This is a genomic window from Pseudomonas entomophila (genome assembly GCF_013523125.1).
Taxonomy (GTDB): Bacteria; Pseudomonadota; Gammaproteobacteria; order Pseudomonadales; family Pseudomonadaceae; genus Aquipseudomonas; species Aquipseudomonas entomophila_B.
The window spans coordinates 1-10650 of sequence record NZ_JAAMQJ010000064.1 but is presented as its reverse complement, the minus strand read 5'-3'; the positions used below and the strand labels follow the sequence as shown (position 1 = coordinate 10650).

The window sequence follows — 10650 nt, the reverse complement described above, 5'->3', positions numbered from 1 at the left end:
GGCTTGCCCGCGATGCAGGCGGTGATGGACCGGACGCTATCGCGGGCAAGCCCGCTCCCACACGAGGACTGCACGTGTCTGTATCATGCCAGTGAATCAATGGATGCAATAATGACGCTATCTTGGGGTTTCTTCCAAAGACGTTGACAGGCCTGGCCCACCGGCCCCATGGAACCAGCTGACACCATCACGCAACCCACCTTGCCGCCTGTCATCTAGGCCTACTCGTGCAAGACGAGCGGCAGCTGAGCGTTTCCATCGGTGACCATGCCATGACACGCTTTCGACGTGCTCATGACAAGGTCAGCAGGGGCCATGTGGCCGTCCAGTGCTTGGATTCGATGCGGTGTCGATACAAGTGTCGCTTGGTCGTCGCAAACTGGCCTGCGGGTCTGAGCGTCAATCCCAACAGGTCCTCGACCCCCAAGGGCGCGGCGACCTCACAAACGCCACTCGCCTGCCACCTGACCGCCACCGCCGTCGCAGTCTCGGGCCAGAAGCGCATGGCATCGGTCGCCGAGCGATAGGGTTCGTCTCCGTTTCGGACATGCATGCTGGCCTGGTTCTTCACGGACCACGTCACCGTCGGGCAACGCTCGCTGAGCACACGCTCCAGAGCACGGTCCTGCTCAGGGCTGCACCGTTCGGGATCGAACCAGATGACGTCCACATCGGTTGAAATCGGCGAGACGTCACGCCCGTGCAAGGCATCCCATACGGCATTGCGGACGAAGCCTGCTCCGATCCAGCAATCGGGTAACCCGAGAGACGCCACGAGTTCGAGCAGCCGCTGCCGGACCGGGTCGCCGGAGATGATCGCCTGTACGGTCGAGACGTCGCTCATGTCGAATCCTCAGGGTGGACCGGTGTGTCTGCAATGTCCTGATCGAACCGGCGCCATGATGGTAAGCATACTTCCACCTACCGGACAGTACCGGTGAAGGGACCGCTGCTACACCAGTAGCCACACCGCAGCCCCCCTGGAGCGGCCCCCGTGCCGCGATTGGGCCCAGCGGGCCCACACAATCAGCCACGCGTTTCGATTGGTCGACCCACGCAAGCCTGCTACGTACGAACCGCTTGCCACTGGCGACCGCCCTTACCGCGCCCCCGGCGTGAATCCCGCCCGGTCCGCGCGCCAAACCACCGCCGCGCCGATCACCGCCAGCCCCAGCAAGGCCGCCGGCAGCGCCGAGGCGCCGTACTGTTGCAACAGCACCCCGCCGCCGATCCCACCTAGGGCCACCGCCAGGTTGAACACCGTCACCAGCATCGACTGCGCCACGTCGCCCGCTTCCCCGGCGGTGTCGGCGATGGCCGTCTGCAACAGGGTCGGTGCGCCACCGAAGGTCATGCCCCACAGCACCACCCCGGCCAGCACCACGCCCGTGTGCGCGCCGGCCAGGCCCAGCACCAGCGCCGCCACGGCGAAGCCGGCCAGGCTGAGCAGGGTCACGCGGCGCAGGGCGCGGTCGACCCACAGGCCGGTCGCCCAGACGCCCAGGATCGAGGAGGCGCCGAACAGCAGCAGCACCAGGTCGACCCGCTCGCCCAGCCCGACCGAGGCCAGGTACGGCGCGATGAAGGTGTAGAGCATGTTGTGCGCCAGGATCCACACCAGGATCACCGCCAGCACCGAACGGATCCCCGGCAGCAGGAAGATGGCGCGCAGGGATTGCCGCCGCTCGGCCGGCTGGCCGGCGAAGTTCGGCAGCCCCCAGCGCACCCACACCGCCAGCACCAGCGCCAGAGCGGACATGATCCAGAACACCCCGCGCCAGTCGGTCAGCCCGCCGAGCCACGTGCCCAGCGGCACGCCCAGGCACAGGGCGATCGGCTGGCCGACGCCGACCACGGCCAGCGCCCGCCCCTGCTGCGCGCTGGGCACCAGGCGCCGGGCATAGCCGGCCAGCACGCCCCAGACGATCCCGGCGGCCATGCCGGCCACCAGGCGCGAACCGAGGATCACGGCATAGTCGGACGACAGCGCAGTGACGCCGTTGAATACCAGCAAGGCGACGATGGCCAGCAGCAGCAGCGGCCGGCGCGACCAGCTGCGGGTGGCGGCGACGATGGGGATGGCGGCGAGCACCGACCCCAGCGCGTACACCGAGACCAGCTGGCCGGCCAGAGATTGGGAGATGCCCAGCCCGGCGCTGATCTGCGGCAGCAGGCCTGCGGGTAGGGTCTCGGTCATGATGGCGATGAACCCGGCCAGGGTCAGGGCCAGCAGCTGGGCCAACGGCAGGCGAGTCGCCGTGGGCGCCGCCTCGAGCGGGGTCGGGTCGGCCGTGGCGGAAGAAGGAAGTGTCATGGTCTGCGTCCTTTCAGTGACAAAAAACACCCACGCCCGGTCGATGACCAGGGCGCGGGCAGGTGCGCGGTGATGAAGGATCAGGCCAGGCGTTGCTGGCCTGGACGGTGGAGGGCCTCGGCTTGCCGGATCAGCGCCAGCAATTCGTCGAGCCCGCTCGGCTTGAGCAACTGGTAATGGTCGGCCACGCTGTCGAGCACCACCGGCGTCCAGGGCAACTGCCCGAGCGCCTGCTCGATGAACGACGCGTCGTCACCCACGGCCTTGAGCACGCTTACTGGTGCCTTGATACGGTGCTCGAGCAATGTATCGACGCTGTAGCGGAATTCGTAGGTCAGCTCGACCACCTCGGTGATGCGTTCGATCAGGCCCTGGTCCAGCCCGTCGAACCGCGCCTGGATGAAGCGCACGAAATCCTCGCGGTCGCGCAAGCGTTCGAGGGCGCCTTCGACCTCGGCCGTGGGCAACACGCCGGCGAATACCGAATAGAGGATGCACAGGAAAGCCGGCCCGGCATAGCGCGGCTGGCCGGCCAGGCGGGACGCCGGGCGACGGGTGCGCGGATTGCCCGGCGCGATCAGCACCAGCGATTCGACCTGCTCGCCCAGTGCCTCGAGCTGGCGGGCCGCCTCGAAGGCCACGCGGGCGCCGAAGGAGTAGCCCCACAGCGTATACGGGCCTTCCGGCTGGCGTTCACGCAGCAGGGCGATGTCGGCGCGGGCCATCTCGGCCAGCGTGGCATGGGGCACCTCGCCTGGGTTGATGCCCACGGCCTGCACCCCGTAGAACGGCCGCCCCGGATCGCTTTTCAAGGCCAGGCCGCGCAGGTTCATCGGATAGCCGCCCAGGCCTGGCCAGCAGAAGATCGGCCGCTGGCGCGTGCGTACGGCGTTGAGGTCCACCAGCCGCGAATGCGTCTGCTGCGAGACGGCCTGCACTTCGGCCGCCAGGGCCTCGACGCTCGGATGGCTGAAGATCGCCTGCAAAGGCAGACGTGCACCCAGCTCACGGTTGAGCCGGTTGATCAGCACCACGGCCAGCAGCGAATTGCCGCCGGCCTCGAAGAAGTCGTCGGTGACCGACACCGCCTCGCACTGCATGACCTGGCACCAGACCATCGCGACGGCCTGCTCGCCCGCAGTACGGGGCGCAATCAGCGTTCGCGCCTGACGGGCCGTGCGCACCGTCGCCTTGAGCGTCTGCACGTCGACCTTGCCATTGGCGGTCAGCGGCAACTCGTCGAGCACCATGAACTGGTCCGGCACCATGTACTCGGGCAGCAGGCTTTCCAGCTCCTGCCTGAGCAGCTCGGCCGGGCCCTGGATGTGCACGGCGTCCTCCTTCATGCCTTCGCTGCACACCTGGTCTTCGCTGACGCGACCGCCGAGCGCGAAGTAGCAGGCCTCGACCGGCCGCGTGGTGCCGAGCAACTGGCGCAGGCGCGTGGCCGTGGCCAGGTCGTGACCGCTGCGCGAACTGTAGCCCGAGGACATCAGGCCCAGGTGCAGGTCGTTCATCTGCAAGGCCTGCAAGCGTCGGCCCAGACCGATGTAGTGCTCCCAGGCCGGCGCCTGCCCGGCCACCAGGGACAGGGCGAAGCTGGACTGTGCGTAGGACCGCTGGTTGATCGCGATCACCTGGTTCTTCTCGATCACCGCCGTGCCCAGGCGCTCCAGGCGTTGCGCGCGCAGCGCATAGAGACCGGCCGGCAGGTCGTCGACCTGATCGCCATGGGCCTGCACGTAGAGCTGCACAGGGTTGGCCTCGACGGCGTGGGCGGCGCTCACCAGTGGGTAGCTGCCCAGGTAGCGGTCGCCCTCTTCGACGGCCAGGTGCGCGAGCATGTCGGGCCGATGCGTTCCGGCACCCAAGCCCAGACCTTGTTCGGGCAGCACCTGGTCGAGCAGGCCCAGCACATGGCCTGCTTCCATTTCCAGCACTTCGTCGACGTTGGTCTGGTACACCGCCTCGATGGCCGGCGCACGGCCGACCAGGTGCAGCACCACACGGGGCTGGCCAGTGGACGGCCGCGCCTCGATCATCACCAGCTCATGGGCGGTGGGTGCGAAATAGTGAATGCCATCGGCCAGCCCTTCTAGGCCTTCGACCTCCAGGTACAGCTGGTGGGCATACAGCGCCCCGGGCGAGGCGTAGGCGTACTTGGGCAGCAACCGTTCCTGGCTGTGAAAGGGCCCCAGGTTGCGCAGCAGCGTACCGAGCGTGTCCAGGGTCAGCTCGCCAGTGGCGTGCGGACGCAGGGCAGGCTGCCGGGTCAGCAGGTCGAGAATCGCCTGCCGGTCCACCCGGCCACCTTCGAACAGGCGGTAGGTCTTGCGGGCGAAGGCCCGCGCGCGCTGGCCCGGGCTGGCCGTAGCGCCCGGCAGGCGCAGTACCGCCCTGCCCTGGTCGCGGCCGGCCTTGCGCTCGCCCAGCTGCCCGAGCTGGGCCTTGACCTGGACCTTGCTGGATTTGGACAGGTGGTGGGCGCCATGCTGGCCCTGATCCATCAAGATCGCCTCGCGCGGGTTGAGCGCTACGCAGGCCACCAGGCTCTGCCGCTGGCCTTCGGCCTCGGCATGGACGAACACGGCCGCGCTCTTGACCCAGGCGTGGTTCTCGATCGCCACGCGCACTTCATCCAGCTCGATGCGATACCCGCGCAGCTTGACCTGGTTGTCGGCCCGGCCGATGAACTGCACGCTGCCATCGGCGTTCCAGCTGGCCAGGTCGCCGGTACGGTAGAGGCGCACGGGGTGCGCGTGGCCCGGCAGCAAGCGCTCGACGAACCGCTCGGCGGTCTGCTCCGGCCGGCCACGGTAGCCACGGGCCAGTTGGCGGCCGCCGATGTAGAGCTCGCCCGGTGTCTCGGGCGCGTCGATGGGCGCGCCAGTGACCGGGTCGAACAGGTGCAGCGTGGTGCCGCTGGCCGGGAACCCGAGCGAGACGATCTGCGCGGTGTCCGCCAGGCAGGCCGCATCGACCACGCGCGATGAAGCGTTGATGGTGCATTCGGTCGGCCCGTACAGGTTGACCAGGCGCACCTGCGGCAGGCCGTCCAGGCAGGCCTGGGCCAGCTTGCGGGTCAGGGGTTCGCCGCCGCTGTAGAGGTGCGTGAGCGTCTGGCAGTCGGCGAAGCCAGGCTCGTTGACCAGCGCCTGCAACAGGGTCGGCACGCCTTGCAGCACGCTGATGCGGTGCTCAATCAAGGTCGCGACCAGCGCCTCGGGATCACGGTGGATGCCGGGGGCGCCGATCACCACCTGGGTGCCGTTGGCCACCGACAACAGCTCCCACTGCGCAGCATCGAAACTCATGGGGGTCTTGCGCAGCAGCGTCTGGCGGGCATCCACGCCATGGACGTCACGCAGCCAGGCGAGCTGGTTGATCAGGTTGGCGTGGGTGATCTCCACCCCTTTCGGCTGGCCCGTGGTACCCGAGGTGTAGATGACGTAGGCCAGGCTGTGCGCCTCGACCAGCACGGGGGCCTGGGTACGGGCGTCATTGGCGGCCGGGCGCGCGGCACCGTCGTCGCAGACCAGACGCACGCCATCGAGTGCCAGGGCGCGCAGGCTCGGCAGCAGGGCCGGCTGGGTGTAGATCACCGTGATGCCCGCGTCTTCGATCATGTAGCGGATGCGCTCGCGGGGGTATTCCGGGGCCAGCGGCAGGTAGGCGCAGCCGGCCTCCAGGATGCCCCAGGTGCCGATCATCATGTCCAGGGACGGGTCGACGAACAGGCCCACGCATTGCCCGGGCTGCACGCCGGCATCGCGCAGGCGCCAGGCGGCCTGCTGGCTGCGCCGGCGCAGCTGCGCGAAGCTCAGGCTGCCCTGGGGGCTGCTGACGGCGATGCGCCCGGGCGAGGTCTCGGCCTGGCGGGCGAACAGTTCGATGAGCGTACGCGCCGGGGCTTCTGCCGACGCTCCGGCCCCCTGTGTGCAATCAGTCGACATCCGTGGTATTCCTGAACTCACCGCATCCATGAGCGCGCTCCAGTGTGATCGATAGGCGCAGCCTGCCCCGCGCTCGGGTGACGAGCGAAGCCGGCAAGGCTGCGAAAAGGCTTGTGTCGAGTCGATGACGCAGTGACCGGCGATTGCCGGCACCGCGGGCTGGCCGGTCAGGCGACCGGGTCAGTGTCGTTCCAGCAGATGGCCGTAACCGCCGACACGGTCGGCGATGCCGCTGGCGCGCAAGGCATGCCAGTACAGCACCACGTTGTTGGACAGCACCGGCTTGCCCAGCCACGCTTCGGCGATCATCGCCGCGCGGGCCATGGCCACGTTGGTGCCGACCTGGACGATGGCTTCGACCTCGGGGCCGTCCACGGCGCGGATGGCGTCGAAGATCTGCCGCTCGCTGATGTGCGCGATGTTCGCCGGGCTGGACGCCCCGAGGCCGCGAACGGCGAGCACCTGGTAATCGTTGTCGGTGAAGAAGTGGCTGACCGTCTCGTCGCCCAGCGGCAGATACGGGGTCAGCACGGCGATCCGGCGGATCCCGCCCAGCGCGTCCAGAGCGGCGCGGTAGGCGTCCGGACTGGTGGTGACCGGCACGCCGCCGCTCATGTCGAGGAACGATTCGGTGACCATCTCGTGGCTACCGGGGCCGTCCCAGTAACTTTCCGGTGACACACCGACGATGATCCGATCGGGCTTGCAGGTCAGCAGCCCATGGATCGCATCGGAGGTCGACAACCGGATGTTGTTCAAGACGTTCATGAAGCCAGGGCGCTGGTCCATCGACTCGTCCTGGATCAGCATGCGGCTGGCGTGGTTGGTCACCCCATAGGGCCGCAGGGCATCGGTTTCAGGCTGCATCGAGGTGTTGGTCGAGGGCAGGATGATGCCCATCTTCAGGCGATTGCCAAGTGAATCGGTCATGACGGCTCTCAAGGTCGACGGCAGTAGCATCGACCCCCGAACGGGAAACACACGCTCTACGCAGCGCGGCGACTACTTGGCCAGGAACGAGGCAGCCATGTCCTTCTCGGCGTGCCCGGCTTCCAGGGCGCGCTTGAAGCGCTGCAGGCCCGCTTCGACGCTGTCGACCTTGACGCCGGCCTCACGGGCCGCCTCGATCACCAGCTCGGCATCCTTGGCCGCGTTGGCCACCGAGAACGTGGTGCTGTAGTCGTCGGCCATGATCGCGGCGGACTTGAGCTGGAAGTACAGGTTGTCCAGCGGGCCACCCTTGACCACGTCGACCACCAGCGCAGGGTCCACGCCCAGGGCTTCGGCGATCGACAGGCTCTCGGCCACGCCATGGGTCAGGGCCAGCACCCAGCTGTTGAGCGCGAGCTTGAGCTTGCTGCTGACGCCAGGCTCTTCCGATACCCAGACGGTGCGCTGGCCGATGGCATCGAAGACCGGCTGGACCACGTCGCGCTGAGCCTCGGCGCCGGAGGCGATGATCACCAGCTTGCCCTGCTCGGCCGGGCCCTTGGTGCCCTGCACCGGCGCGTCATAGAACGCCAGGCCGTGTTCCTGGGCGAAGGCCTGCAGTTTCTCGGTGGCCGGCACACCGACGGTGCTCGCCTGGATCCACACGGTGCCCTTGGCCAGGCCGGGCAGCGCGGCGCGCATGGCGTCGAGCACGGCAGGGCCGTCCTTGAGCATGGTCAGCACGATACCGGCGCCACGCACGGCGTTGGCGGCCAGTTCATGGACCTGCACACCGTTGTCGGCCAGGGCCGAGGCCTTTTCGAAGGTGCGGTTCCAGGCGCGGGTCTGGAAACCGTTCTTCTGCAGGTTGCGGGCGATGGCCGCGCCCATGATGCCGGTGCCGAGAACGGCGATGGAGCGGGTGTCTGCGTGTTCGACCTGGGTCATGTGAACGTCCTTTTAGTGAAACGTTGAAGACAGAAATGTCAGGTGCGCGACGGGGCCGCGCGAGTGAAGCGTAGGTGGCCAGGGCATCGACGGCTCTGACCGGTCATGACGAAACGAAACAGCGTGCCGGTCAGCCTGGGCGGGTCACAGGGCGCCGACGGCGACCTCGACGATGTCGGCCAGCCGCTCGGAACGGTCCTCACGCGCACCGCCCTTGCCGATCACCCGGATGCCCTGGATGGTGCTGACCACGAACCGGGCCAGGGCCTCGGGACGGCGGCCGGCTTCGATTTCACCTGCGGCCTGCCCGCGCAGGAACAACGCGGTCAGCGCTCGTTCCATGCGACTGAAGTTCTTGGCCACCAGCTCGGCAATGCCACTGTCGTGGCGGGCCACTTCCAGCGAGGCGTTGGCGACCATGCAGCCCAGGTTCTCGGTGTCGTGCAGCTCTTCGGCGACGATCTTGTGCAGCAGGCGGCGGATCAGCTCCTTGACCGGACCCTCTTCGGCCAACAGGGCGACGTTGAAGGCGGTCATGTCGTAGTAGCGGCTCAGGGCGAACTCGTACAGGCCCTGCTTGCTGCCGAAGGCGTTGTACAGGCTGCCCCGCCCCAGACCGGTACCTTCGACCAGGTCCTGGATGCTGGTCCCGGCATAGCCGCGCTGCCAGAACACACGCATGGCGGCCTCGGCGATGGCGTCGGGATCGAATTCTCTGGATCTCATCTGGGCACCGGTTATGGAACGAACGGTACAGAAAGTACCACCCGACTGGCGAAACCGTCAATGGTTCAAATTTTATTTGTATATGACCTAAATCTGGTACTTGCACCCTTCGTCCAGATGGTGCAGCTTGAAAAAAGAACGCCTTCGTCGAGATTTCCTCGCTCAGTTCTGGAACGATCGTTCCAGCCTGAACACCGGCATTCACCCCACGTCTCTGGAAAGGAAACAGCGCTTCATGTCGAACACCCTCTTGCGCACCGGCAATCCTCAGGCGCCCTATGCCGAATCCATCGCCTTGCCTGCTGACGCCAAGCTGGTCTACGTCAGCGGCATCCTGGCCGACGTTGCCGATAGCGATGCTGCCCCCGGAACGCCCGCCGCCTATGGCGATACGCAGACCCAGGCGATGTCAGTGCTGGGCAAGATCCAGGCGATCCTGGCCCAACATGACGTGCAGATGCGCCATATCGTACAGCTGCGTGCTTTTCTGGTGGGCACGCCCGAACACGGCGGGCGCCTGGATTTCGCGGGTTTTCAACGCGCCTATGCGACCTTCTTCGAGGATCCCGACCTGGGTGCCAAGCCGACCCGCACCGCGATCCAGGTGGTGGCCCTGCCCTTGCCCGGCACGCTGGTGGAAGTCGATGTCGTCGCGGCGCGACCTTGAACCGTATCAAGCCGAGGCCTGATGAACGACCAGGCCCCGCGTTCGTCGAGTCACGGAGGACACCATGACCACCCCCTCATTCGCCGACATCGGCAGGGTCATCGCCAGCCTGGGCAGCCGACACTTCACACGCACGTTCCACGCCCTGGTCGAGGCGCATCTCACCGCACCGGCGGACCAACTCCACTGGCAGTCGGTCGAAGCGCTGTCTGGCCAGGCTGCACTGGCCGAACGCACCAGCGCCCGCGTATTCGAAACGGGCACCGGACGCACGTTGAACCTGCAGGCGCAGAGCGACGCAGCGCGTCACCTGACCGTTCGGCGCTTCGCACCTGGACAAGCCTTTTCCGACCATGAGCGCGAGCACTTGCAGACCATCGCGCCGCTGCTGTTCTCGTTGCTGAACCAGCACCAGCGCCTGGCCCTGCCACTGGCCGACACCGCCAGACCGGCACAGAGCCTGGAAAGCCGCTTTCACCAACGTCTGCAGCAAAGCGGGCTGACCTTGTCCGAACGTGAGACCCAGGTCTGCCTGGGACTGCTGGCCGGACGTACCGCCGCGCAGCAGGCCGAAGCGCTGAAGCTGACGATCAACACGGTGGACAGCTACCAGCGGCGGGCGGCGGTCAAGCTGAACATTCGGGGGCGGCACTCGCTGATGCGCTGGCTGTATGCGGACACCGAGGTCGAGCACGTCGAGGAGGCGCCGTCGCCTCGGCTGCTCGCGACGGGCCAGCCGGTGCCTGTCGCCTGCTGGCTGGACCTGCCGAGCCGGTACGGCCGTCATGCCGGGCTACCTGCTCCGGCGTCCACCTGGAAGCCTGCGGGCGGCTTTCCCTGAAGCGCCTCGTCTGAAGACGTCTCACCGACCGTCCTTGGTCGGTGTCTGAGCTGCCGTCATCGCGGGCAAGCCCGCTCTCACGGGGCGTGGTCGGGCACGTTGACCTGACAAAGGGCGTGGCTGATTTCATGGGCCCTGGCGGGCCCAATCGCGGCACAGGGGCCGCTCCTTGTATCTCGACTTTTGCCTCCTTGCAGGCCAAAGTTCTCGACTGATCATCGAGGGAAGGCCATGAAGCAGAGCCGCTCCTAGGGCATCGAGCCCGCATTGT

8 protein-coding genes are annotated in these 10650 nt (G+C 67.3%); 2 read left to right on the top strand and 6 right to left on the bottom strand.

Annotated elements, in window-relative coordinates:
* Positions 1–292 precede the first annotated feature (292 nt).
* The 6 genes from G7007_RS21040 to G7007_RS21015 all read right to left on the bottom strand — a co-directional run bounded on the left by G7007_RS21040 (position 293) and on the right by G7007_RS21015 (position 8871).
* Positions 293–844: a nucleotidyltransferase family protein gene (locus G7007_RS21040; protein WP_181104913.1), complete on the bottom strand. Its 552-nt coding sequence runs from the start codon at positions 842–844 to the stop codon at positions 293–295.
* Positions 845–1099: 255 nt separating this feature from the next.
* Positions 1100–2314 carry an MFS transporter gene (locus tag G7007_RS21035; protein WP_181104911.1) on the bottom strand — a complete coding sequence of 405 codons (1215 nt, stop codon included), beginning with the start codon at positions 2312–2314 and terminating at the stop codon, positions 1100–1102.
* 80 nt (positions 2315–2394) lie between these two features.
* Positions 2395–6267: a non-ribosomal peptide synthetase gene (locus G7007_RS21030; protein ID WP_181104909.1), complete on the bottom strand. Its 3873-nt coding sequence runs from the start codon at positions 6265–6267 to the stop codon at positions 2395–2397.
* A gap of 180 nt (positions 6268–6447) precedes the next feature.
* A complete protein-coding gene (locus G7007_RS21025; RefSeq protein WP_181104907.1) occupies positions 6448–7197 on the bottom strand; it encodes a maleate cis-trans isomerase family protein in 750 nt (249 codons plus the stop codon).
* Between the two features lie 72 nt (positions 7198–7269).
* Positions 7270–8145 (bottom strand): NAD(P)-dependent oxidoreductase, encoded by an 876-nt coding sequence (locus G7007_RS21020; RefSeq protein WP_181104905.1) that lies wholly within the window; start codon positions 8143–8145, stop codon positions 7270–7272.
* A gap of 144 nt (positions 8146–8289) precedes the next feature.
* A complete protein-coding gene (locus tag G7007_RS21015; RefSeq protein WP_060393658.1) occupies positions 8290–8871 on the bottom strand; it encodes a TetR/AcrR family transcriptional regulator in 582 nt (193 codons plus the stop codon).
* A 235-nt stretch (positions 8872–9106) separates the two neighbouring features.
* On the opposite strand from G7007_RS21015, the gene G7007_RS21010 reads away from it, so the two are divergent.
* Both G7007_RS21010 and G7007_RS21005 read left to right on the top strand, forming a co-directional pair.
* Complete coding sequence (locus tag G7007_RS21010) at positions 9107–9538, top strand: Rid family hydrolase (RefSeq protein WP_181104904.1); 432 nt, start codon at positions 9107–9109, stop codon at positions 9536–9538.
* Positions 9539–9602: 64 nt separating this feature from the next.
* Positions 9603–10379 carry a helix-turn-helix transcriptional regulator gene (locus tag G7007_RS21005; RefSeq protein ID WP_181104903.1) on the top strand — a complete coding sequence of 259 codons (777 nt, stop codon included), beginning with the start codon at positions 9603–9605 and terminating at the stop codon, positions 10377–10379.
* Positions 10380–10650 lie beyond the last annotated feature (271 nt).

Bases quoted from the DNA above. Each gene is read 5' to 3' on its own strand.
- G7007_RS21040 (WP_181104913.1), bottom strand. From the start codon at position 844: ATGAGCGACGTCTCGACCGTACAGGCGATCATCTCCGGCGACCCGGTC.
- G7007_RS21035 (WP_181104911.1), bottom strand. From the start codon at position 2,314: ATGACACTTCCTTCTTCCGCCACGGCCGACCCGACCCCGCTCGAGGCG.
- G7007_RS21030 (WP_181104909.1), bottom strand. From the start codon at position 6,267: ATGTCGACTGATTGCACACAGGGGGCCGGAGCGTCGGCAGAAGCCCCG.
- G7007_RS21025 (WP_181104907.1), bottom strand. From the start codon at position 7,197: ATGACCGATTCACTTGGCAATCGCCTGAAGATGGGCATCATCCTGCCC.
- G7007_RS21020 (WP_181104905.1), bottom strand. From the start codon at position 8,145: ATGACCCAGGTCGAACACGCAGACACCCGCTCCATCGCCGTTCTCGGC.
- G7007_RS21015 (WP_060393658.1), bottom strand. From the start codon at position 8,871: ATGAGATCCAGAGAATTCGATCCCGACGCCATCGCCGAGGCCGCCATG.
- G7007_RS21010 (WP_181104904.1), top strand. From the start codon at position 9,107: ATGTCGAACACCCTCTTGCGCACCGGCAATCCTCAGGCGCCCTATGCC.
- G7007_RS21005 (WP_181104903.1), top strand. From the start codon at position 9,603: ATGACCACCCCCTCATTCGCCGACATCGGCAGGGTCATCGCCAGCCTG.